The organism is Steroidobacter flavus (assembly GCF_042651805.1).
GTDB classification, from domain to species: domain Bacteria; phylum Pseudomonadota; class Gammaproteobacteria; order Steroidobacterales; family Steroidobacteraceae; genus Steroidobacter; species Steroidobacter flavus.
Genome location: NZ_JBHSDU010000003.1, coordinates 700,279 through 723,805, shown reverse-complemented (window position 1 = coordinate 723,805; position 23,527 = coordinate 700,279). Strand labels below are relative to the sequence as shown.

The following is a 23,527-nucleotide window of genomic DNA, read 5'->3' as shown; positions in this document are numbered from 1 at the left end:
TCTCCGTCGCAACCTGGGTGTCATGTCCACGATTCCAACTTCTGTTCGTGCCCGTGCCGCGAGCCATCGACGGCAACAACTGCTGGATGCCGCTGCAACCCTGGTGCTGAAGAGAGGCACCACCGCTTTGACGCTGGATGCTGTAGCCGAAGCCGCGCATGTCAGTAAGGGCGGGCTGTTGTATTACTTCGACTCGAAGAATTCCCTGCTCGAAGCGCTGGCCGATTACCTCGCCGAACAGCTGCAGCTGGAAGTCGAGCGTCAGGCCGCGGGCGGCAGCCTGGCCAAGGCTTATCTGCAGGTGGTGGCGCGCATGGGCGAGCTGCCCAAGGATGAGCAGGTGTTCAAAGCCCTGACCATCATCTGCACGGCGCAGCCCGAGCTGGCGGCCCGGGTGCGATCACGGATGAACATGGCTCACCCCGATGCTTTGCCGGGCGAAACCTCGCTCGAGGAATTGCATCTGCGCCTGGTGGCCGACGGCATGTGGCTGGCCGATCTGTTCAACTGCTACGAGATCAGCTCCGAACAGCGCGCCGCTCTATTGCAGAAGCTGGGCGCCGCATAAACTTTATTTAAGACTGGGTCACGGGCGGCGCCAGCTCGCCCTGCAGGAACTCGATCAACGTCGCATTGAAGTCCTCGCTGCGCTCGATGTTCGACAAGTGCGCGGCTTCCAGCAAAACCAGCTTCGACTCCGGAATTGATTTCGCCATCGATTCCGCCATCGCCGGCGTCGTCCCGACGTCCTGTGTGCCGCCGATGATCAACGTCTTCGCGGTGATGTTCTTGATCGACTCCCGCTGATCCATCTCGCGAATGGCCGCACAACAGGCCGCGTAGCCCTGCGGCGAAGTTTCCAGCAGCATCGAGCGGATCTTGTCGATCTTTTCGGGATGCGCCTTATGAAACTGCGGCGTGAACCAGCGTCCCAACGTGCCTTCCACCAGCGGCGCGGTCCCTTGCGTGAGTGCGGTTTGAATGCGCGTGTCCCAAGTTTCGCGCGGAGGCATGTGAGGCGTGGTATTACACAACGCCGCCTTGAGCACGCGGTCCGGCCACTTGGCGGCGACATGCATCGCGATCATTCCGCCTAAGGACAGACCGCAAAGATGAGCGCGTGCGACTCCGCAGGCCTCGAGCACGTTGAGTGCATCGGTGGCCAGCAAATCGATGGTCGCCTCTTTGTGAGTGCCGATTGTAGATTTGCCATGACCGCGTGCATCGAAGCGGATCAGCTCGAAGCGCTCGCTCAGCGCTTCGAACTGGTCATCCCACATCTCCAACGACGTGCCCAGCGAATTCAGCAACAACAGCGCGGGCGCGCCCGGTCGGGGCGTGTGCTCGACGCGAAGTTGGACATCCTGTGAGGTGACTTGCTTCATGAGGATAGGGCCTGCGCGAAAACCACAAGCCCTATCCTACAACAGTCGCCAGCAGCTCCGGGTTCAGGCGAGGGCGTTACTTTCCTTCGCTTCGTCTGTCGCGCTGGTGCCTTTGATCCGGTCGTCGCCGATCGGATCGAGCTTCAGCGCGCGTCGTACACCTTCGCCGTATGCGGGATCGCACTTCGTGAACAGTGCGAGCTGGCGTCGGACGATGGACTCTGGCACGCCTTGCATCGCCGCTGCGATGTTGTCGAACAGTCGCTGCTTCTGGGCCGGATCGAACAGCCGGAACAGATTGCCAGGCTGAATGAAGTCGTTGTTACCGGAGCGATGATCGTAACGATCGGCGTCGCCATGCAACGGCAGCGGCGGCTCGGCGAAACGCCGATCCTGCTTCGGGCCGTTGAATGAGTTCGGCTCGTAGTACGCATCGCTGTTGCCAGTGTCGTTCTGGAAGAACCGCATCGAGCCGTCCTTGTGATAATGATGCACCGGACATTTCGGCGCATTCACCGGCAACGCTTCATAGTGCGTGCCCAAACGATAACGATGCGCGTCGGCATAGCTGAAGATACGAGCCTGCAATACGCGGTCGGGCGAGAAGCCGATGCCCGGCACGATGTTCGAGGGTGACATCGCGACCTGCTCGATCTCCGCGAAATAGTTGCTCGCATTCCGATTCAACTCGAGCACGCCGACCTCGATCAACGGAAAGTCACGATGCGGCCACACCTTGGTGAGGTCGAAGGGATTCAAGCCGGTCTCATCCGACCACGCGGCCGCCTGCGCTTCGGTCATGATCTGCACTTGCAGGGTCCAGCGCGGGAAGTCGCCCTGGTCGATGGCGGAGAACAAATCTTCCTGAGTGCTTTCGCGAGTGCGACCGACGACCTGTGCCGCTTCGGCGTTGGTCCAGTGACGATGACCCTGCCGGGTCTTGAAATGAAACTTCACCCACACGCGCTCGCCGGCATCGTTGATCAAGCTGTACGTGTGCGAGCCATAACCATTCATATGTCGCACGTCGGTCGGCAGGCCGCGATCCGAGAACAGCATCGTGATCTGATGCAGGCTCTCCGGCGACAGCGACCAGAAATCCCATTGCGCCGTCGGCGAACGAAGATTGGTGCGCGGATGGCGCTTCTGTGTGCGAATGAAATCCGGGAACTTGAGCGGATCGCGAATAAAGAACACCGGCGTGTTGTTTCCTACCAGGTCCCAGTTGCCCTCGGGCGTATAGAACTTCAGCGCGAAGCCGCGCACGTCGCGCTCCGCATCGGCCGCGCCCGCTTCACCCGCCACGGTCGAGAAACGCAGGATCAGATCGGTCTTCGCGCCAGGCTGTAACACCTTCGCTTTGGTGTACGAGGAGATATCTCCTGTCACGGTCAATGTTCCATAGGCGCCCCAGCCCTTCGCATGCACGACGCGCTCGGGAATGCGCTCGCGATTTTGATGAGCGAGCTTCTCAATCAACTGATAGTCCTGCAGCAGTAGCGGTCCGCGCGGGCCGGCGCTCAGCGAGTTCTGATTGTCGGCGATGGGGTTGCCGGCACTGGTCGTGAGTGTGACGGCGGTCGCGGGTTTCACATCTGATTCATTCATCGAGCTGCGCCTGTTTCATTAGTCGGTGTCAGGCAAGGTACGCGTCGGACGCAGATCACAGAAATCGATTGATCGGATCGGGCCCATAGACGAGGTCTTGCCCTTGATTGCGCTGTCAACGCGCGTTCTTGCCCGAAGTGTGACGCCCCTTCCAGCCTTAAGGGTTCCCCGGCGTCGCCCCTAGAGATTTCCGGCAGTGCGGCATCAGGAGAGATCAAATCAAGTCGTTGCGATGCGACGCCGATAGTGCAGGTGTCATGGGGCCTGGCCAATAAAAGTGTGGCTCCATCGCTACACAACTTATGGAGTGTTTCCGCATGTCCTCACGTTTCTCGATCATCGCGTTGGCGGTTGCGGCAGCGTTGCCGACCGTTGCATCGGCGGTGGATTTTTCATACAGCGGCTTTTCGACCGCGGCTTATGCACAGAGCGATACGAACGACGCCGATGTCGGCTTGGTTTCGCAGCCGGACAGCATCGACAAGGACGGCTCGTTCGAGACCGACTCCAAGCTCGGTGTGCAGGTGACCGCCAAGTTCAACGAGCTGATTTCCGCGACCGTGCAGGGCGTCGCTTATGCCGACTTGACGGGCGACTGGGAGCCGCATCTGGATTGGGCCTACGTTCGCGTGCAGCCGGTGCAGAGCTTGAGCTTCCGCGGTGGCTATTTGCGCGCACCGACGTTCATGTATTCGGATTCGATCTTCATCGGCTACGCCAATACCTGGGTGCGCGCACCGCTGGAAGTTTATAACCTCTCGCCCGTTTATCAGATCCTCGGAGTCGATGCGACCTGGCGCACTCAGCTCGGAGCCGTCACCATCGCCGTGAATCCCTACTTCGGCGAGAGCGAAGTGGACGTGCCGAGTAGCACGATCGATGGCAAGGACTGGGCGGGCCTGGCGACCACGGCGACCTGGGGCTCGTTCCAGGCACGCTTCGGCTACTCGCAGCTCACGCTCGAGACATCGACGAACTCCACCGCGGAGCTGACCGATCCGCTGCGCGCGATTCCCTCCAACATCTGCGGTGCCTGCGCCTCCGAGGCAAACCGCCTCAGTATCGACGGCACGGATATCGAGAATCTGAACGTCGGCGTGCAATACGACGATGGCACGAACTTCCTGGCCACCGAATATGCGCGCCTTCGTTCCGACGGCAACTATCTCATTCCCGATCGCAGCGCTGCGTATGTCACTTACGGCCGTCGCTTCGGCAACCTGATGCCGTACGCCACGCTTGCCGGTTTGCGTCGTGATCAGGACATGCACAGCAATGCGATTCCGGCGACCGGTCCGCTCGCGGCGCTGAACGCCGGTGTCAATGCGGCGATCCAGGCCGGTGCCACCGACCAGGACAGCTATAGCCTGGGCGTGCGTTACGAACTCCCATCGTTCTCCGTCGTCAAGGGTGCGCTGGTGAAGCTGCAGTTCGATCACATCGACGCCGACGGCAAGGGCGGTCTGAACAATGTGCAGCCTGGCTTCGACGGCAAGGTGAACATGGTCAGCGCCTCGTTCGACTTCATTTTCTAACGGTGTCTCATGCGTAGTCTGAAAACAATGTTGAGTGTGTGCGCACTGACGCTGGCCGCGGCCGGCGCCAACGCCGACGTGGTGGTGATCGTGAACCCGAAGAACCCGGCGGCAAGCCTGTCGGCGGAACAGGTCGCGGCGCTGTATCTGGGCAACTCCAGCCAGTTCCCGGATGGAGGGGCGGCGACGCTCGCCGACCAGCCGGAATCGGCCGCGGTTCGTGGCACGTTCTACGAAAAAGCGACGGGTCGCTCGGCCGCGCAGGCCAAGGCCACCTGGGCGCGTCTGACCTTCACGGGTAAGGGCACCCCGCCGAAAGAGCTGAAGACCGACGCCGATGTGAAGGCGTTCGTGGCTGCGGATCCGAAGGCGATCGGTTATGTCGACTCGAGCGCGGTCGACGGCTCGGTCAAAGCCGTGCTGAAGCTGTAATGCTCGCGGTGGCTGGCGGCGTCCTCAAGAAGACGCCGCCAGCTGCCGTTAATTAGTAGTCGTTGCGGGAGAGGTGGCCACGACGGCCCGAAAGAAAGTGAAATGAAATTCAAACATCGAATCTGGATGCTTCCGATCATGACGGCCGTGATCATCATGATCGGCATCGCCGTCAGCTCGCAAATGACGTCAAAGACCTCGGCCGCGCTGGCACGCGTCGAGAAAGTTCAATATCCCACCGTGGAGTCGTTGCGCGTGGTGCGCACCGAATTCACGGACGTGCAGGAGTCGCTGCAGCGTGCGGTCGCCGAGGGCGATCAGAATGCGCTGGGCGCAGCGACCGATCATGCCAACGCCGTGCGCGCCGCGCTCAAGGACCTGCAGGCCGTCGATACCGACCGCACTCTGGCCAGCGATCTCGGCAGCGCTTTCGACGATTATTACTCGGCCGCCACTTCGGCGACGCGGATGATGTTGGGCAGCGAGACCGGCGATTCCGCCGCCGCCATCGCCCGCATGCAAAAGACCAACGAGACGATGACCGCACTGGTCACCAAGTCGCAGGAAGATGCGATCGCCGAATTCCGTTCGCTGCTCGCCAGCGGCACCGATAACGTTCAGCACAGCTTGATCGCCAGCTTGATCACCTCCGCGGTGATGTTGCTGGTGTTGGGCGTGGGCTCATGGGTGTTGATCGGCAACGTGTTCCGCAGCCTCGGCGGCGAGCCGGAAACGGCAGTGCAGATCGTGCGCACGATCGCCAGTGGCGACTTCACGACCAGCGTCGAGCTGCGCCAGGGCGATGAGTCCAGCCTGTTGCACGGAATCGAAACATTGCGCCAGAAGCTGGGCAACCTGATTCAAGACGTGCGCACGACTTCCGGTGCGGTCGACTCGGCTGCCGCCGATATCAATTCAGGCATCGATCGCCTGAGCACTCGTACGTCGGATCAGGCTGCGAGCCTGGAAGAAACCGCGTCGAGCATGGAAGAAATGACCGTGACCGTGAAGCGCAATGCCGACAATGCGCGTCACGCCAACCAGCTCGCGACCGAAGCTCGCGATCAGGCCGAGCGGGGTGGCTCCGTCGCCTCTCGCGCCGTGAGCGCGATGGCCGAGATCAACAGCTCCAGCCGCAAGATCGCCGACATCATCGGCGTCATCGACGAGATCGCCTTCCAGACCAACCTGCTGGCGTTGAACGCGGCCGTCGAAGCGGCGCGTGCCGGCGAACAGGGCCGCGGCTTCGCGGTGGTCGCGTCCGAAGTTCGCAGCCTGGCGCAGCGTAGTGCCACGGCGGCTCGCGAGATCAAAGAACTGATTCAGGACTCGGTGTCCAAGGTGCAGGATGGCACCAAGCTGGTGGATGAGTCCGGCCAGCATCTCACCGACATCGTCTCGGCGGCGAAGAAGGTTGCCGACATCATCGGCGAGATTTCTTCGGCCAGCCAGCAGCAGGCCAGCGGCCTCGATCAGGTCAATGGCGCTATCACGCAGATGGACGAGAGCACGCAGCAGAACGCGGCGATGGCCGAAGAAACGTCGGCGGTTGCAGCTTCGATGAGCGAGCAGGCGAAGAAGCTCACCGACATGATCTCGGTGTTCAAGATCCGCTCGACGGGCGGCACGTATCAGCAGTCGGTCGCTCGCGCTTCGGTCGCTGCTCCGGTGGCCAAGAAGCCGGTGCATCTCGCCGCCGCTCCCAAGGCCGCTCCGGCTCCGCAGCCTCTGAAGAAGGCGGCCGGCTCGGACGTGGAGTGGCAGGAGTTCTAAGCTCTGCCGGTTTGTGAAACTTACGGCCGCTGATGGGGTGACCTGTCAGCGGCCGTTTCATTTTGTGGCATGCTTGAATGCATGCACACCCGATATTTGCTTCGTGCCGCGTTGAGCGGCGCTCTCGCCCTCGTGACTGCCTCGGCGCTGGCTGCGCCATCGTCGGTCATCGATCCGGAAAAAATTACCGGGCACGTGCGCGTGCTGGCGTCCGATGAATTCGAAGGACGCGCGCCCGCCAGTGCCGGTGAAAAGAAAACGGTCGATTATTTGATCGCGCAATTGAAGGCCTCGGGCTTGCAGCCTGGCGGCGATCCGCAGGAATCGGGCCGAGCCTGGACACAGGACGTGCCGCTGCTGCGGTCGGAGATCAAAGGCCCGATGAGCATCAGCGTGCGCACCGACAGCGAAACGCTGGAATGGAAACAAAGCGAACAAATCGTCATTCGTGCCGCGCAGACCGGCACGAATGAAGTCGCCATCAATGCGGCGCCGATCGTGTTCGCGGGTTACGGCGTCACCGCGCCGGAACGCAAGTGGGACGACTTCAAAGGTATCGACCTCAAGGGCAAGGTCGTGCTGATGCTGGTGAACGATCCGGACTTTGAAACCGGGCAGGGCGACTTCGGCGGCAAGGCCATGACTTACTACGGCCGCTGGACTTACAAGTTCGAAGAGGCCGCGCGTCGCGGTGCTGCCGGCGTGCTGGTGATTCATGAAGAAGCGCCTGCCGCTTATCCGTGGGCCACGCCGGCGAACAGCGATGCCGCGCCGATGTTCGACATCCTTCGCCGCAATCCGCTCGAACAACACACGCCGATGGAAGGCTGGATTCATCGGGACGCGGCTGTCGATCTGTTCAAGCGGGCCGGGCTCGATTTCGCCGAGCTCAAAGCGCAGGCGCAGACTCGTGAGTTCCGTCCGGTCACCTTGCAAGGCGTGAATTTCTCAACCAAGTTCGCAGTCGATACGCAGCGGGTGATATCGAAGAATGTCGTCGCCATCGCGCCAGGCAAAAAGCATCCGAGCGAATACGTCGTCTACAGCGCGCACTGGGATCACGTGGGCGTCGGTCGTCCCGATGCCAAAGGCGATGCGATCTACAACGGCGCGGTCGACAATGCGGCCGGCGTCGCTCAAGTGATCGAGATCGCGCGCACCTTCGCCGCGCATGAAAAGACCGATCGATCCGTCGTGTTTCTATTCGTCACGGCCGAAGAAAAGAATCTGCTCGGCACGGAGTACTACGCAACGAACCCGTTGTATCCGCTCGCTACGACAGTCGCGGATCTCAACACCGATGCGCCCCGTCCGACCGGGCCATCGAAGGATTTCACGACCGCGGGCGAGGGTGGCGTCACGTTACAAGACTATGTGATCGCGGTGGCGAAGGAGTTCGATCGATATTTCACGCCCGATCCGTTGCCGGCGGCGGGGCGATTCTTCCGCTCGGATCATTTCGCGCTCGCCAAGCGCGGCGTGCCGGCGATCTCTTTCAAGTCGGGGACCGATCTGGTCGACGGCGGGCGAGCGTTGGGTGAAGCCTTCGATAAGGCGTACACCAGCAGCCGTTATCACCAGCCGTCGGATGAGTTCACCGCGGACTGGCGCTCCGATGGCATCGCGGCCGACGCCTCGTTGTTGTACGAAGTGGGGCGGCGGCTGGCGAATTCCCGAGAATGGCCGACGTGGAAGGCCGGCTCCGAGTTCAAGCAGATTCGCGACACCACCGAGTCGCAGCGTCGTTAGCCGGTGGTGACGGGGCCGCAACACTGGTGACAAGTAGTCGGCGGGGTTGCGTTCCGGACTTTCTAGACTGGGGGCATGCACATCGCTGTCCCCAAGTTGTTTCAGCTTTGCTGTGCGCTCGCGGCGCTGGCGGGATCCACCGTAGCGCAAGCGGCGCCGCCGCCTTCGCAAGCGAATTTGTCGCCGGTGTTGAATGCCGGCATGGATGGAGCGTCGGCGCTGCGTTTCGACTGGCCGATGATCCGCATCGGCACCGGCGAATACGACGAGGGGCCCACCGGGGTCACGGTGTTTCGATTTGCCCGACCCGTGCATGGCGCTATCGATGCGCGCGGCGGCGGGCCGGGCACGGTGAATCCCGAATTCCTGCAATTGGGCTACGACCGGCCGGCGCTCGACGCCATCGTGTTCTCGGGCGGCTCGTGGTACGGGCTCGAGACCGTCACGGCGGTCAACACGGCCTTCGTCGACGAAGGCTATCGCGGCGGACGCTGGGATAACGTCGGGCTGGTCGAAGGCTCGATCGTGTACGACCTCGGCTCGCGCCGCCTCAACGAAATCTATCCCGACAAGAAGCTCGCTCAGGCCGCGTTGCGTGCGGTACAGCCCGGCGTTTATCCCGTCGGACCGTACGGCGCGGGACGGTTGGTGATGACCGGTGCGGTGTTCGGGTGTAACGCGCATTCGGGTCAAGGTGGAGCGTTCCGGCAGATCGGCGATCTGAAGATCGCCGCTTTCACCGTCGTCAACGCGTTCGGCATCGTCACGGATCGCGACGGCCGCGTGCCCGACTGCAATCGCGAGCCGGCCTGGCCGCAGGATCTGAAGGCCAAGGACTTGATGGCCGACGCGATGAACACGCGCAAGGAAGGTTGGCCGCCGCCGCCGGCGCCGGGCGACGCACGACGCAACACCACGATCAGCCTGGTCATCGTCAATCAAGCGCTCGCGCCGTGGGAGCTGCAGCGGCTCGCCGTTCAGGTGCACACGTCGATGGGACGAGCGATTCAGCCGTTCGCGACAGAGTATGACGGCGATGTTTTATATGCCGTGTCGACGGCGGAGCTCTCGCCGCCCGAAGACGAACGCATTTCGCTGGTGAACCTCGGCCTGCTCGCGGGCGAAGTGATGTGGGACGCAATTCTGAGCGCCGCCCCCGAGCAGCCGGCGATGCCCGTGCCGTCGAGCGCTTCGGTCGCCGATGCGAAAACGCTCAACAAATATTCCGGCGACTACCTCTTCAGTCAGTTCGCGAAACTCACCGTGACCGCGGCCGGCGGCAAGTTGTTCGGTCAAGCCACGGGCGAACGTGACATCTATGCGATCCCCCGAAACAAGTCGGTCGAGCTGCTGCCCGTGAGTGCCACCGAGTTCACCGTGCCGGGCCGCTATCCATTGCTGTTGCGTTTCGATGCGAAGGGCGGGCTCACGATCAATCCCGGACGCTGGCAACAAGTTGCGAAGAAGGCGCGCCGCTGACGCGCCTCGATCGATGCGAAGGATGTGGGGATTACAAGCAATGAAGGGGAACGAAGAATGAAGAGTCGAGCGATCGGACAGGCCGTCATCGCCACCGCGGGCGTGCTGGCCATGCCCACGATGAGCTTTGCGCAGGAGCTGGAGGAGGTCATCGTGACGGCGCAGAAGCGCGCCGAACGTCTGATCGATGTGCCCATCAGCCTCGACGTGCTGAGCGGCGAGCAGCTGGAGCAGCGACGCATCGAGACGATGAAAGATCTCGCATACAACGTCCCTGGTCTCACCTTGCGAGAAGACGGCCCGGGAACGTATCAAGTGTTCATTCGCGGTCTCGCGAATCATTCGGGCACGGATGCGCTGGTCGGTATGTATCTGGACGAAGTGCCGCTGACGCTGACCGGTTTCGATCAGGTGTCGCCGGCGGTGCTCGATTATCAGCGCGTGGAAATTCTCAAGGGACCGCAGGGTACGTTGTATGGCCAGGGCTCGGCGGCGGGCACCGTGCGTTTCATCAGCAACGATCCCAAGCTCGATGCCTTCGAAGGTCGCTTCGAAGCGGAGACTTATGACGTCTCCGGCGGCGAGATGGGCGGCAAAGGCTCGGCGGTGCTGAACGTGCCGTTGGTCACGGACAAGCTGGCGTGGCGTTTCGCCGGTTCGTACCAAGGCGGCGGTGGCTGGCAGGATCAGCCCGAGGCGGGCATCAAAGACGGCAATGGCACGGAACTGCTCAACGTGCGTAGCAAGTTGTTGTGGGCGCCGACCGAAGATTTCAGTGCGAACCTGATGATCCAGGTGAATCGGGCTGAGACCAAGCTCGGCATGGGTTACGAAGAGCCGGATCGTACCGTCGACGTGGGGCCGGATCGTTCCAAGGTGCTGCGACCCAAGACGGTCGACTTCGAGCTCTACAATCTCACCTTGAACTACGACGCCGGCTTCGCGAAGCTGATCAGCGCGACGTCGTATATCGACTTCGATCATCACCTGCCGTTCACATACATCCCGCGGCAGGGCAATCTTTCGTACGGCTACACCGAAGGCAACGACGACCGCGCCATTCTCGCCGAGCAGTTCAGCCAGGAGGTGCGGCTCGCGTCTTCCGGTGGACCGTTTGAGTGGACGGTCGGTGCGTTCTACCGCGATCTGGATTATCGCAATCCCGTGACCTATGAATACGAGTACACCACCGACGGTAGTCTGTACGAGGGCGGCGGCATCTTCGTCGGCGACCTGTATTACTTCAGTCACCAGACTGCCAGGTCCTATTCGTTATTCGCCGATGGCAGCTATTCGTTTGGCGAGCACTGGACCGTCGGCACCGGCGTGCGCTACTTCGAAGACAAGAAGACCAGCTTGATCGAGTACTCGCCCGGCGCCGGCACCGAGGTGGAGGCGACGTTTCATTCCGTCGATCCGCGCGCGTATGTCCGCTTCAAGCCGAACGATGACACGACGTTGTATCTGAACTTCGCCAAGGGCTTTCGCAGCGGCGGCTTCAATCAAGAGCCGTTCGCACCGTACGAGCCAGAGAAGGTCTTCACCTATGAGCTGGGTGTCAAAGGCTCGGTGGGCGACGGGCTCGTGCAATACGACTTCGCGGGCTTCCTCACCAACTATGAGGACATGATTCGACGTCGGATGACCGTCATCGACGGCGCCTTCCTGTCTGAGTCGCGCAATATCGGTAAGGTGCGTGTGAAGGGCGTCGAGGCCGGGCTCACGCTGCAGCCCGCGGACGGCTTGTCGTTCTATGTGAATGGCGCCTGGCTGGACAGCGAGATGATCGAGACCGACCCGGGCGATCAGGTGAACGTGGTGGGCGACTCGTCCGACTACACGCCGAAGTTCAGCTGGAGTCTGGGCGGGCGTTACGAGTTCACCGCGCTCGCGGATCTGCCGGCGTTCGTGAGCCTGGACTACAACCATCGCGACGAGGTGGCGTACATCGATCGCTCGAGCTTCCTGCCGCAATACCTGCCGCAATGGTCGGACGCAATCGACCTGGTCAACGTGCGGGCCGGCGTCACGGTGAAGCGCGTCGACCTGGAAGTGTTCGTCGACAACGTGACCAATCAGAACAAGTGGGCCGACCCGTACTACGCCTGGGCGAATGCCGACCGCACCCGCCCGCGCATGATCGGGATCAAGGCCGGCTATAGCTTCTGAGCAAGGGACGAACCGGCGCGGCGTTGGGCTAAACTTCGCCCGATGTCCGCGCCGCCGCCCAACCTTCGTCGAATTGCCCGTCTGCGTTATCGACCGGTGACTCGTCCCGACCTGGACGAGTGCATCGGCATGCTGCCGCCCTGGCTGGGCCTTGACCCGGCAACCACGCAGGCGTTGCCTCGGCTCTGGGAGCAACTGGTCGGCGAGCCTTCGGTGATCACCGCGGTGATCGAAGATCTGGCGCTGCCGGCCGAGCGCATTCAAGCCTGGGGGGTGACCATGATCCTCCCGAAGCAGCAGGTCCAGGAGTTACGACTGGATGACGAACCGCAGGCGTTCCTGGCGCGGCGGATCTATCGATCTCTGCTCGACGGGCGCTTTCGACCGATGACCGATCGCGAGATCGGGCTCGAGAATGCGGCTGGCGAGCTGACCATGCTGATTCTGCATTTCTCGGCGCGGCAGTTCGGGCCCGAGAGTCCGTACGGTCCCAGTCTGATCGCGACCGCCAACGACACCTATCGCACCTTTCATTACGGCTATCAGGTGCGCGCCATCTATTACGAAACCAATGCGACCGACGATTACGCCGCCGCCGGCTCGGGCTTTCTCCGGCGCCGCCTGTCGAACGAGGCGGATCTGACGGCGCTGCCGCTCGAGTTGCGGCCGGCGTATTTCGGTCTGACGCGCGAGCAGGCGTGGAACCAGGTGCCCGGTCCGCCGGCGCGTAACAACTTCGAGCATCAGCCGCCGTTGTTTTGTTTCTCCGCCTCGCAACGACGCTTGCTGTGGCTGGCGCTGTTCGACGAATCGGACGAAGCTTTGATGCCCGTCCTCGACGTCTCGGTGCATGGCCTGAAGAAACTCTGGCGTGGCATCTATGACCGGATCGAAGATCGCATGCCCAGCTTCTTCGGCGATGCCGCCGGCAGCGACGATGGCAAGCGCGGGCCGGAGAAGCGCCGGCAGGTCATGGCCTACGTACGCCAGCGGCTCGAAGAGCTGCGGCCCTGGACCCCCGGCTGACACGGAAAGTTCTGCGTCGAAGTGTCGGGCCGCCCCGGGCCCGGTCGTCTTCCAGTCAGATCGCAGGCATTCAACAGGAGAGTCCGATATGCGCGTCATGGTAATGATCAAGGCCACCAAGAACACCGAAGCCGGCACCCTGCCCACTGAGCAGCTGGTCTCCGACATGACCAGGTTCAACGAAGCGCTGGTCCAGGCCGGCGTCATGCTGGGCGGCGACGGTTTGAAGCCCACCAAGTTCGGCAAGCGCGTGCGCCTGGTGGGCGACAAGCGGCTGGTGATCGACGGCCCGTTCGCCGAGACCAAGGAAGTCGTCGCCGGTTATTGGGTCTGGCAGGTGAAGTCCATGGAGGAGGCGGTCGAGTGGGTGCGCCGCTGCCCGCATCCCATGCCCGGCGAAGACACCGAGATCGAGATTCGGCCGTTCTACGAGGTCGAGGATTTCGGAGCCGAGTTCACCCCGGAACTGCGCGCCAAGGAAGCAGAGCTACGGGTCGAGATCGAGCGCCAGCAAAGCTCGCGCTGATCGAGCGGTATAGAAAATATACAAAGCTGGACGGGCGGGAGGGTCGTGAGTGACGATCCTGCCATCGAGCCGACATATAGATTTGCTAATCACCGGGATCGGCCCGGCAGAAATGAACAAGGCGCGTGGCCCGGTTGACCGGACCACACGCCTTGGGTTGGAACGCCTGAGCGGGACTTAGAGCGGGCGCGACAGCGTCGAGCCGGCCTGGGCCTTGAGCGCATCGATCAGCGCGGGCGACAGGTCGGTGGACTGCGCGACCGTGGTCGAGCTGCTAGCTGGAACGGCCGTACCGGCCACGACCGGCATCAGGGCAACGACGCTGAGGGAAAGCAGGAAGAACTTTTTCATGACTGTGCTCCTAAATCCGCTCGATCAACCGGCGACCACGAGAGGACGCTTGGCACCGCCGGTGTCTCCGGCGAGCAGCGGACGTTTGGCACCACCGGTATCGCCGGCGAGCAGGGGACGCTTGGCACCGCCGGTGTCTCCGGCGAGCAGAGGACGCTTGGCACCGCCGGTGTCTCCGGCGAGCAGAGGACGCTTGGCACCACCGGTGTCTCCGGCGAGCAGAGGACGCTTGGCACCGCCGGTATCGCCGGCGAGCAGAGGACGCTTAGCACCGCCAGTGTCACCGGCGAGCTGGAACAGGGGGCGCTTGGCACCGCCGGTGTCACCGGCGAGCAGCGGACGCTTGGCACCACCCGTGTCGCCGGCGAGTTGGAACAGGGGGCGTTTTGCACCGCCGGTGTCGCCTGCGAGCGCGGCATTTGTCATAACGGCGCTGAGGATGGTGGCGACTGCAACAGAGACCAGACGAATGCGCATTGAACACTCCCGCTAAAAAAAAATGTGTCCCAACCTTCAAAACGCTGGGCTCGTTATTCCAAGTGATATCAACTTGTGAAGCCCGTCACATGGATTGTTCATTATGCAAAGGAAAATGGATATTCAGGAGAACCCTGAATTCAACCTGCGACGAGGGCTACGTGGATCTCACAGCGCTGTTTGTTTTTAAAAATGAGGCGCCGTAACTCATGTTTTCGTGTGGGTTTTGTTGGAATGCGCGTTGTGAGAAGGGCCTGCGCTGCGGCGAAGAAATGACTGCGTTATGACAAGTCCGAACGCGCCAGAAGAACGCTGGAAGCGAATAGAGGATCTATTCGCGAAGGCGACCAAGCTGCAGCGCGCGGAGCGTGAGTCTTTCATTCGTAAACACGCCAACAATCCCGAGGAAATGCGGGAGCTGCTGGATCTGGTGGCGTTCGCTTTCACTCAACACGGCACCGGACCGATTTCGCGGGCGATCGGTCAGGCGGTGCACAACTCCTCCGAGAATCGGAATCGCAACCTGATCGGCCGGGTGATCGGCCAGTACATGATCGTTTCCGTGCTGGGCCGCGGCGGCTCGGGCACCGTTTATCTCGGCGAGCGCGCCGACAAACAGTATTCCGCCCAGGTCGCGGTCAAGATCATCGATGAGAGTGCCGCGGCTTCATTCGGCCTGCGGTTCCGGGCCGAGCGCCAGATCCTGGCCAGCCTGAATCATCCCAACATCGCCCGGCTGCTGGACGCCGGCGAGACTGAGACTCATCAGCCCTATCTGGTCATGGAATACATCCACGGCGAGCCCGTGGATCAGTACTGCGACCGGAAACAATTGGATCTGCGGGCGCGGCTCGAATTGTTTCTACAGGTTTGCGGCGCTGTGCAGTACGCGCACCAGAACCTGATTGTTCATCGCGACATCAAGCCTGCGAACATCCTGGTCACGGGCGAGGCCGTGCCCAAGCTGCTCGACTTCGGTATCGCCAAGCTGCTGGACGCGAGCGATGTCACCAAGCCGTCGGACCTGACGCGCATGAACGACCGCCTGCTCACCCCCGAGTACGCGAGTCCCGAACAGATCCTCGGCAAGCCGGTGACCACCGCCAGCGACGTTTATTCGCTCGGCGTCGTCCTGTATCAGTTGCTCACCGGTCTGCGTCCCTACACGTTGTCCTCGTCGTCGGCGAGCCAGCTCGAGCTCGAGCGCGCCATCTGCGTCACCGATCCGATGCGCCCGAGTGCGGCCGTGCATGCGTCGAAGACGGCAGCTCCGAGCGAAGACGAGCCGTCGATTGCCACGCTCGCGGCCGCTCGCGGCACCACGCCGGACAAGCTGGAACGCAGCCTGAACGGCGATCTCGACGCCATCATCATGCGTGCCCTCCGCAAGGAGTCGCAGGCCCGGTACAGCTCCGTCGAACAGCTGATGGCCGACATCCGGCATCACCTGTCGAGCGAGCCGGTCCAGGCGCGGCAAGGCAACTGGGTTTACTACACCAATCGATTCGTGCGACGGAATCGTCTTGCCGTGGCGGCGAGTGCGAGCTTCGTGATGTTCCTCATCGGCGTCTCGGCGGTGATGTCGTATCAGCGCTCGCAGACCGAAGCCGCGTTGGTGCTGGCCACGCAGGAAAAGGAACGCGCTGAGAAAGTCTCGGGCTTTATGCGAAACATGTTCGCGGCGGCCGATCCGTTCGTGAACTTCGGTCGCGAACAAACGGCGCGGGACGTGTTGGATCAAGCGAGCCGTTCGATCGAAACCGATCTCGGCGAGCAGCCCGAAGTGCGCTCGCCGCTGTTGGAAACGATTGGCGTCGCGTACCGTCGCATGGGCTTGCCCGACCGGGCCATCCCGCAATTGGAAAGCGCCTTGCGTCTGCAGCGGCAGCTGCAGCCGGGCAACAATCCTCGCACCGCTTCGTTGCTGATCGAGCTGGCGATTGCCACGCGCGAGGCCGGTCAATTCAAACAATCCGATCAGTTGTTCACCGAAGCCCAGCAGATGACGCAGCTGTCGGGCGAGACCGATCCTGAAGTCACGGCGACGCTGCTGGTTGAAAACGGCCGGCTCGAAAACCTCCGCAGCAACACGGCGCAGGCGTATCAGTCCTTCACCAAAGCGTTGCAGTTGATGCGCCAGGCGCGCGGCCCGCGCGATCCCGAGGTCGGCAGCATCCTGAGCGAATTAGCAAACATTCTGGCCTGGTCCGACGACCTCGCGGGCGCGGAAGCGGCGGCTCGCGAAGCGGTCGATATTTATCGCGATGTGGCCGAGCTGTATCCCGACCGTATCAAAGCCGACTATCACCTTGGCGAGATTCTGCTGTATCAGGGCCGCGTCTCCGAAGCCGCGCCCATCTTCGAGCGCACGCTGACGGCACAGCGCCTGCTCTACAAGTCGAACAGCAAGGTCGCCGATACGCTGGCATCGCTGGCGCAAGTGCGCATGGCGCAAGGCGATCCGAAGTCCGCCGAAGGCCTGGTTCGCGAAGCACTGTCCGCGCATCATGATTCGGGCAGCACCGCGTACGGCAAGATCGGTTATCTGCAAACCATGCTGGGCACGGTGCTGATCAAGCAATCCAAATTCGCGGACGCCGAGGAAGTGCTTCGTAGCACCCTGGATTTGTTTGCGAAGAGCTTGCCGCCCGATCACGAGTATGTCGCGTCGGCCGAGCATTACCTGGGCGAGGCGCTGGCTGCCGGCGGCAAGCTCGCCGATGCTGAGGCGGCGTTCACTGCGTCGATGAATCGTTGGAAGCGGACCGATGCGCCCGAGTGGCGTTCCGCTCGTTCCGCCAGCGCGCTCGGCGAAGTGTTGCATCGTGAAGGGCGCAACGACGATGCGGAGCGTTACCTGGTGTCGAGCTTGCGGGTGATCACGTCGTCGTCCGGTGTCGATCGCGACACGATCGAAAAAGCCCGCGAGCGCATTTCACGTTTCTATACCGAGACCAATCAGCGTCGCAAGCTCGACGCGATGGTGCTCGGCACGCAACCTGTCTATCAGGGCAACAAGACGGTCCCGAGCCAGGCGGCGAAGCCGAGCACCTGATTCGCGCTCAATCGTCAGCGCGGATATCGAACAAACCGCGGAAGCGCGCCGGCTGAGAGCGCAAATATTGATCGGGCGCTTTCACTCGCGCACCGAAGTGAGCCGCGGCGTGCCACGGCCAGCGCGGGTTGTAGAGCATGGCGCGAGCAAGGGCGATGAAGTCCGCGTCGCCGTTAACGAGCACCGATTCGGCGTGCTCGAAATCCGTAATCAATCCAACTGCGATCACCGGCATCTTGACGGCTGCTTTGACGGCGCGTGCCAGCGGCACTTGATAGCCGGGGCCGACTGCGATCTTCTGCGCCGGTGTCAGTCCGCCGCTGGAAACATGAATGGCCTGGCAGCCGTGTGCCTCCAATGCTTTGGCGAACTCGACGGTTTGTTCGATATCCCAACCGTCCGGCGCCCAGTCCGTTCCCGAGACCCGAATGCTGACCGGCTTTTCGGCGGGCACCGCGGCCCGGACCGCATCGAACACTTCGAGCGGAAAGCGCATCCGATTCTCGAGCGAGCCGCCGTATTCGTCGTGGCGACGGTTCGAGAGCGGCGATAGAAACTGATGCAGCAGATAACCGTGCGCGCCGTGCAGCTGGATCGCATCGAGACCGATCCTCACGGCGCGACGGGCTGCCTCGACGAACGCGTCGCGCACTCTTTTGAGGCCGTCGCGATCCAACGCGAGCGGCGGATGTTCGCTCTCGTGAAAAGCAACGGAAGAAGGCGCTTCGGTTTGCCAGCCGTGCGCATGATTAGGCGGGAGTTGCGCGCCGCCTTTCCAGGGCAAATCAGTCGATGCCTTGCGACCGGCGTGCGCGAGCTGAATCGCGATCGGCATGTCCGACCAACGTCGCACCGACTCGACGACCCGATGCATGGCGCGCTCGTTCTCGTCGGAGAACAGCCCCACGTCCGCGTAGGAGATCCGGCCTTCGGGTGTGACGGCAGTGGCTTCGATGGTCAGCAGGGCCGCGCCCGACAACGCCAGCTGGCCGAGATGGATCTGATGCCAGTCGGTCATGTTGCCGTTGTCGGCTGAATACTGGCACATGGGCGCGATCACGATGCGGTTGGCGAGCGTGAGCGGGCCGACCTGGGCCGGCGTGAACAGTTTGGATCGCATCGGTCATCTCCCTCAGACGAAACGCCGATGATCGCGGCTTCAGCGGTGCGGTCGCAAGTGGACGTGGTGATGGTGATGATGTGCGCGTCCGTTGGCCTCGGACTCCACCGGAATCACATTGAACTTGCCATGGCGCACGCCTTTCTCGGCGATCAGCGCTTCCGCGAACTGCACCACTTCCTGGGTGTGTCCGCGCAGGATCATGGTCTCGATGCAATTGTCGTGATCCAGATGCGCGTGCATGGTCGAGACCGTCACGTCGTGATGATCGTGCTGAATCTGCGCCAGCCGTCCGGCGAGCTGACGCTCGTGATGGTTGTACACATAACTCAGCGCCGCCACGCAATGGTGCGCGCCACCGTGATCGACCGTGTCGCGGCCCAACTCGCCCCGTAACAAATCGCGAAACGCTTCAGAACGGTTCTGATAACCCTTCTGCTGCATGAACTGGTCGAAGGTGTCGGCGAGCTCGTCGTCGATGGAAATGGTGAGTCGGCGCATGGGAATTCTCGTGTCGCGAGGCCGTCAGCATAACCTAAAGGAATGCGCGCATTCCCGGGCGTCATGCAGAGGCAGAAAAATTTGGCGATCTGAAACCAGTGTGAAATATTTGAGATTCATCATACACCCCGCTCGCGCCCCGGACGGTTCGATGCGAATAAATTGATGAGGGGCGCAGGCCGGTCGTGAGAAGCCGTTTGTTAAAGCTATTGTGTGTTGTCTGTGGCTCGGCGAGCGTCCTGCTCGCCGCGGCTACAGCCATGGCGCACTCGGTCAGCGAACAAGCGCAGCAGCGCATGCTGATCGGCGGTCTTGTCGATGCCGCGTGGATCGGCGCCGAACACATGCTCACCGGCTACGATCATTTGTTGTTCCTGCTGGGCGTGATGCTGTTTCTGACGCGCTTCAGTCAGATCGTCGTGTTCATCACGGCGTTCACCGCCGGTCACACGATTACGCTGTTGTTCGCGACGCTCGCGGGCATCACTGCCAATCCTTATCTGGTCGACGCGGTGATCGCGCTGACCGTGACTTACAAGGCGTTCGAGAATCTCGACTTGTTTCGTCGCTGGTTCGGTCGGCCGGCGCCGAATCTGCTGTTCATGGTGTTCGTGTTCGGCTTGATTCACGGCTTCGGACTGTCGACCCGCTTGCAGCAGATGACTTTGGCGAAAGATCCGGAGCTGGTGCCGAAGATCATCGCATTCAACATCGGCGTCGAGTTCGGGCAGATCGCCGCGCTCGTGTTGATGACTGCGGTCGTCAAAGTCTGGCGGACGAGTACCGCGTTTCCGGCGATCACGCGCGTCACCAACGGTGCGTTGATTGCGGCGAGCGCAGTGCTGCTGGCGCTGCAGGTTCATGGTTATGTCACGTCCTCGCACGATGTGACCGCAGTCTCTGAAAGTGTTGTTTACCCCTCGTGATGGAGAAGGTCGTGTCGATCAATAACGGATTGCGATGGGCAGTGGCTTGCACGCTGGGAACAATATCGTTCGGCGCGGTGGCGGAGACGCACCCCAGTGAGGCGACCATCGACGAAGTGGTCGTCAAGGGCCAATTGCTTCGTGCCCAAGAGTCAGCGTACAGCGCGACAGTGCTCGATACGTCCGTCATTCGCGAGCAGGCGCCCTCGGATGTGGACGAACTGCTCCGTCTCGTGCCGGGCATGGTGGTGCGCGATCTGCAGCTCGGCTCGGTGGCCAGCAACATCGTGATTCGCGGCTTCGGCAGCGGCGGTCACGGTGGCGATCTCGGTGCGGTGATCGACGGCATTCCGCTCAACGAAGCCATGTCGCACGCGGACGGCTATGTCGATCTGAACACGGTCGTGCCGCTGGAGATCGAATCGTTCACCGTCTTCAAGGGTCCAGTGTCGGCGCTGTACGGCAACTACAATCGCGGCGGCCTGGTCGATATCCAGACGCGCAAGAGCGGCGACTACGCCGAGACGGATTTGTCGCTGGGCTCTTACGACACCGTGGATCTGCAAGCTGCTTACGGCTCGCGGCTCAGCGACACTCAGCAGATCAATCTTGCCGGCCAGCTATTCCGCACTGACGGCTATCGGCCGCAGGGTCACACCGAGCGTGGCACGTTCGCCGGTCGTTGGTCGGCGGAAGTCACGCCGGCGCTGCAGGTTGCGCTGTCGACGCGTTACTTGCAGTCGGAGAGCGATTCCGCGTCGTATCTGACGCAGGCGCAATTCCAATCCAATCCTCGCGGCATCGATCCGAACACTCAGAACGACGGCGCGGATAAGGAATTCCTGACGGTTCGCGGTGACGTGAACTATGCGATCAATGACGAGCTCAAGCTGCTGACGTTCGCATACACGACTCAGCAGGACTTCACGCGCTGGTTCTCGCGGCCCATCAATGCGACGACGTGGCGGCAGCGTGAAGAAACCTACGACCGCAGCGTGTTCGGTGCCGGCACCAGCTTGAATGGCGTGACGGCGCTGGCGTCGATCCCGGTGAGTTATATCGCCGGCGTCGAAACGTTCCGCGAGTCTACCGAATACAAGTTCTTCGACGGCCTCGATCATCGTCGCCGTGTCCTGCCGGCGCAGTCGAATCGCGAGACCGAGCTCAACAGTGTCTCGGCATTCACTGAAGTCAGAGCGAACGTGCATCCGCTCGCTCAGCTGTCGGTCGGTTTGCGCGCGGATCGCTTCACTGGCGGTTGTGAGTTGCGTGGCGCGGAGACCGGCACCGATCCGTGCGGCGCGCTCAACAAGGCGGATCATGTGAGCCCGAAGTTGGGGCTGAACTCGCAAGTGACGGACTGGCTGCAACTGCGTGCCAGCTGGGCCGAAGGCTTCGCGCTGCCGAACGGCTTCGTGAAATATGCAATCGGCGGTCAGCCCCTGGACGAGAACATCTTCCGGCAGACTGAGATCGGCGCGCACTTCGTCGCGGCCGATGCGTTCGAGTTCGACATCGCCGGCTACCGTCTGAAGTCGACGGGCGAAGTGCGCACGGTGTCGCCGGGCGTGTATGAGAACTATGGCGCGACCTTGCGCAAAGGCGTCGAGGCGAGCGCGCGATGGAAGCCAGTCGAGAGTTTCGAGCTGAACGCGGTTTACGGCATCACCGATACCGAGGTGACGCAGAATGCGGACGCTCGTCTGTTGGGCTTGTCGGTGGCCGGCGTGCCGGAGAATTCAGGCAGTCTCGAAGCGACCTTCCGGCCGTTCGAGAACTGGAGCGTCAACGCGTTCTGGCGTTACGTCGGCGAGTATGAGGTCGATGCGCTGAATACGCTGCAAGCGGAGAACTACGATCTGCTCGATCTCGGCGTCTCTTATACCAGCCGCGGCGAGCGCAGCTATCGCATCTATGCCCGGCTCGACAACGTCACCGACGAGAAGTACGCCACGTCGGTCTCGGTGATCGGCGGTCAGCTCTTGTTTGCTCCCGGTTCGCCGCGCACGGTGCGCGCCGGCATCCAGTTCGATTTTTAAGGAATATTGATATGCGTCAGCTGATTCTTTCCGCGATGCTCACGTGTTGTGCTTCGGCCGCGATGGCGCACACGGTGTGGCTCGAGCCGGAGGGCAAGGGCGATTTCCAGGTGAAGTTTGGTGGCCACGCCGGCAAGCTCGAGACCTACCAGCCGGAGAAGATCAAACGGATCGAGGCGGTCGACAAGCAGGGCAAGAAGCTCGCCGTCAAACAGGACATCGCGGCCGATGGCGTGCGTCTGCATGTCGACGGCGCGCCCGCTTTGATCTCCATGCATTTCGATAACGGCATTCACACCAAGCCGGCGACGGGGCCGAGTGTCGAGAAGCCCATGAACGAAGTGCCCGGCGCGACGCGCGCGACTTATGCGGTGAAGTATCACAAGACGGTCGTGGACTGGGCGCCGCTCGTGACCAAGACGCTCGGTCAGCCATTCGAGGTTGTTCCCTTGTCAGCACAGCAGCCGACGGCTGATCAACCGTTCCGCGTTCGTGTGCTTCAGGACGGCAAGCCAGCGGCGGGTGTTAAGCTTGGCCACGGCGAAGAAGGCACGGCGACCGATCCAGTGACCGATGCCGATGGCGTCGCGGCCTTCGTGCCGAAGAAGGGTTTCAACCGTCTGTGGGCGGGCAAGCGCATTCCCGTCACGGGCAATCCCAAATACACGGAGCTGAGCTATGAATATTCCTTCGGGTTCGATGCGAAGTAACCGCATGCAGCTCATCGCGCGATTTGTTTGTTTAATGGTTCTGCTGCCCGGTCTCGCGGCCGCGCACGGCCTGCTGCTCGATGCCAAGCATGTGGGCGATAAGATTGAAGGCACCGTGTATTACTCGAACGGCGAGCTGGCTGTTCGTGAGTCTGTGGAACTGCTCGACTTGTCCACGCAGGGAGCAACTGCCGCGGCCGGCGAGACTGATAACGAGGGCAAGTTCAGCTTTCCGGTTGTGGAAGGACATCGCTATCGAGTGTCGGCGTATGCCGCCGAGGGTCATGGCGTGGATGTCGAGATCGACGCCGTCGCTGACGCCCGCCCGAAACTCATCGAGAAGGAAGGCGCGGCGGCTGAAGAGCAGTCGTGGCTGCCGCCCGCCTGGGCCGTCATCGGCTTCTTGTTACTCGCTTCGCTCGTGCCGGTCGCGATCTCGCGCCGGCGCGCCGCCGCGGCCGCCGCCGGCTCAAATAAATAATCGCGGCGCTCGCCCGGAGCAACGCCAAGTAATGGTCGATTCGCGCCCCGCCCCGGAGCAGCGCCAAGTAATGGTTGATTCGCGCGCCCCGCCAGAAGCAGCGCCAGGTCATGGTCGATTCCCGGCGCTCCGGCCGCAGCAGCTCCAAATAATGGTTGATTTTCGGCGCCGCGCTCGGAGCAGCG

Annotated in this window: 20 protein-coding genes; 14 read left to right on the top strand and 6 right to left on the bottom strand. The window is 62.1% G+C overall.

Annotation, left to right across the window (positions count from 1 at the left end):
- Positions 1 to 22: 22 nt before the first annotated feature.
- Positions 23 to 568 (top strand): TetR/AcrR family transcriptional regulator, encoded by a 546-nt coding sequence (locus ACFPN2_RS08690; protein WP_380596217.1) that lies wholly within the window; start codon positions 23 to 25, stop codon positions 566 to 568.
- Positions 569 to 575: 7 nt separating this feature from the next.
- Here the strand turns inward: ACFPN2_RS08690 and pcaD are convergent, their stop codons facing one another.
- Both pcaD and ACFPN2_RS08680 read right to left on the bottom strand, forming a co-directional pair.
- On the bottom strand, positions 576 to 1,385 hold the full coding sequence (gene pcaD / locus ACFPN2_RS08685) for a 3-oxoadipate enol-lactonase (RefSeq protein ID WP_380596216.1): 810 nt from the start codon (positions 1,383 to 1,385) through the stop codon (positions 576 to 578).
- A 63-nt stretch (positions 1,386 to 1,448) separates the two neighbouring features.
- The gene (locus ACFPN2_RS08680) at positions 1,449 to 2,993 is read right to left on the bottom strand and encodes a catalase (RefSeq protein ID WP_380596215.1); all 1,545 of its coding nucleotides are present in this window, start codon (positions 2,991 to 2,993) and stop codon (positions 1,449 to 1,451) included.
- 317 nt (positions 2,994 to 3,310) lie between these two features.
- Between ACFPN2_RS08680 and ACFPN2_RS08675 the strand changes: the two genes are divergently transcribed.
- From ACFPN2_RS08675 to ACFPN2_RS08640, 8 genes are all read left to right on the top strand, one after another.
- Entirely contained in the window at positions 3,311 to 4,528 is a 1,218-nt protein-coding gene (locus ACFPN2_RS08675; protein WP_380596214.1) for a hypothetical protein, read from the top strand.
- Positions 4,529 to 4,537: 9 nt separating this feature from the next.
- Positions 4,538 to 4,960: a type 2 periplasmic-binding domain-containing protein gene (locus ACFPN2_RS08670; RefSeq protein ID WP_380596213.1), complete on the top strand. Its 423-nt coding sequence runs from the start codon at positions 4,538 to 4,540 to the stop codon at positions 4,958 to 4,960.
- A gap of 102 nt (positions 4,961 to 5,062) precedes the next feature.
- On the top strand, positions 5,063 to 6,733 hold the full coding sequence (locus ACFPN2_RS08665) for a methyl-accepting chemotaxis protein (protein WP_380596212.1): 1,671 nt from the start codon (positions 5,063 to 5,065) through the stop codon (positions 6,731 to 6,733).
- An 81-nt stretch (positions 6,734 to 6,814) separates the two neighbouring features.
- A complete protein-coding gene (locus ACFPN2_RS08660; RefSeq protein WP_380596211.1) occupies positions 6,815 to 8,482 on the top strand; it encodes a M28 family metallopeptidase in 1,668 nt (555 codons plus the stop codon).
- Between the two features lie 75 nt (positions 8,483 to 8,557).
- Positions 8,558 to 9,961, top strand: coding sequence for a P1 family peptidase (locus tag ACFPN2_RS08655; RefSeq protein ID WP_380596210.1), 1,404 nt, complete (start codon positions 8,558 to 8,560; stop codon positions 9,959 to 9,961).
- A 57-nt stretch (positions 9,962 to 10,018) separates the two neighbouring features.
- Positions 10,019 to 12,130 carry a TonB-dependent receptor gene (locus ACFPN2_RS08650; protein ID WP_380596209.1) on the top strand — a complete coding sequence of 704 codons (2,112 nt, stop codon included), beginning with the start codon at positions 10,019 to 10,021 and terminating at the stop codon, positions 12,128 to 12,130.
- A 42-nt stretch (positions 12,131 to 12,172) separates the two neighbouring features.
- Positions 12,173 to 13,156: a hypothetical protein gene (locus ACFPN2_RS08645; protein ID WP_380596208.1), complete on the top strand. Its 984-nt coding sequence runs from the start codon at positions 12,173 to 12,175 to the stop codon at positions 13,154 to 13,156.
- Positions 13,157 to 13,244: 88 nt separating this feature from the next.
- Positions 13,245 to 13,682, top strand: a complete 438-nt coding sequence (locus tag ACFPN2_RS08640) for a YciI family protein (RefSeq protein ID WP_380596207.1) — start codon at positions 13,245 to 13,247, stop codon at positions 13,680 to 13,682.
- Positions 13,683 to 13,859: 177 nt separating this feature from the next.
- Here the strand turns inward: ACFPN2_RS08640 and ACFPN2_RS08635 are convergent, their stop codons facing one another.
- On the bottom strand, positions 13,860 to 14,033 hold the full coding sequence (locus ACFPN2_RS08635; protein ID WP_380596206.1) for a hypothetical protein: 174 nt from the start codon (positions 14,031 to 14,033) through the stop codon (positions 13,860 to 13,862).
- Positions 14,034 to 14,057: 24 nt separating this feature from the next.
- Positions 14,058 to 14,510 (bottom strand): hypothetical protein, encoded by a 453-nt coding sequence (locus ACFPN2_RS08630; RefSeq protein WP_380596205.1) that lies wholly within the window; start codon positions 14,508 to 14,510, stop codon positions 14,058 to 14,060.
- Between the two features lie 283 nt (positions 14,511 to 14,793).
- Here ACFPN2_RS08630 and ACFPN2_RS08625 point away from each other — a divergent pair, with 283 nt between their 5' ends.
- A complete protein-coding gene (locus ACFPN2_RS08625; RefSeq protein WP_380596204.1) occupies positions 14,794 to 17,565 on the top strand; it encodes a protein kinase domain-containing protein in 2,772 nt (923 codons plus the stop codon).
- A 7-nt stretch (positions 17,566 to 17,572) separates the two neighbouring features.
- On the opposite strand, the gene ACFPN2_RS08620 is transcribed toward ACFPN2_RS08625, so the two are convergent.
- Both ACFPN2_RS08620 and nikR read right to left on the bottom strand, forming a co-directional pair.
- Positions 17,573 to 18,685, bottom strand: coding sequence for an NADH:flavin oxidoreductase/NADH oxidase (locus ACFPN2_RS08620; RefSeq protein ID WP_380596203.1), 1,113 nt, complete (start codon positions 18,683 to 18,685; stop codon positions 17,573 to 17,575).
- Between the two features lie 39 nt (positions 18,686 to 18,724).
- Entirely contained in the window at positions 18,725 to 19,186 is a 462-nt protein-coding gene (gene nikR / locus ACFPN2_RS08615) for a nickel-responsive transcriptional regulator NikR (protein ID WP_380596202.1), read from the bottom strand.
- A 260-nt stretch (positions 19,187 to 19,446) separates the two neighbouring features.
- Between nikR and ACFPN2_RS08610 the strand changes: the two genes are divergently transcribed.
- Genes ACFPN2_RS08610 through ACFPN2_RS08595 form a run of 4 tightly spaced genes read left to right on the top strand, consistent with a single transcriptional unit; the run spans position 19,447 to position 23,342 of the window.
- A complete protein-coding gene (locus tag ACFPN2_RS08610; RefSeq protein ID WP_380596201.1) occupies positions 19,447 to 20,112 on the top strand; it encodes a HupE/UreJ family protein in 666 nt (221 codons plus the stop codon).
- Between the two features lie 11 nt (positions 20,113 to 20,123).
- Positions 20,124 to 22,151 carry a TonB-dependent receptor gene (locus ACFPN2_RS08605; RefSeq protein WP_380596200.1) on the top strand — a complete coding sequence of 676 codons (2,028 nt, stop codon included), beginning with the start codon at positions 20,124 to 20,126 and terminating at the stop codon, positions 22,149 to 22,151.
- Between the two features lie 11 nt (positions 22,152 to 22,162).
- A complete protein-coding gene (locus ACFPN2_RS08600) occupies positions 22,163 to 22,861 on the top strand; it encodes a DUF4198 domain-containing protein (RefSeq protein ID WP_380596199.1) in 699 nt (232 codons plus the stop codon).
- Positions 22,830 to 23,342 carry a carboxypeptidase-like regulatory domain-containing protein gene (locus tag ACFPN2_RS08595; RefSeq protein ID WP_380596198.1) on the top strand — a complete coding sequence of 171 codons (513 nt, stop codon included), beginning with the start codon at positions 22,830 to 22,832 and terminating at the stop codon, positions 23,340 to 23,342. The genes ACFPN2_RS08600 and ACFPN2_RS08595 overlap by 32 nt, the downstream gene beginning before the upstream one ends.
- Positions 23,343 to 23,527 lie beyond the last annotated feature (185 nt).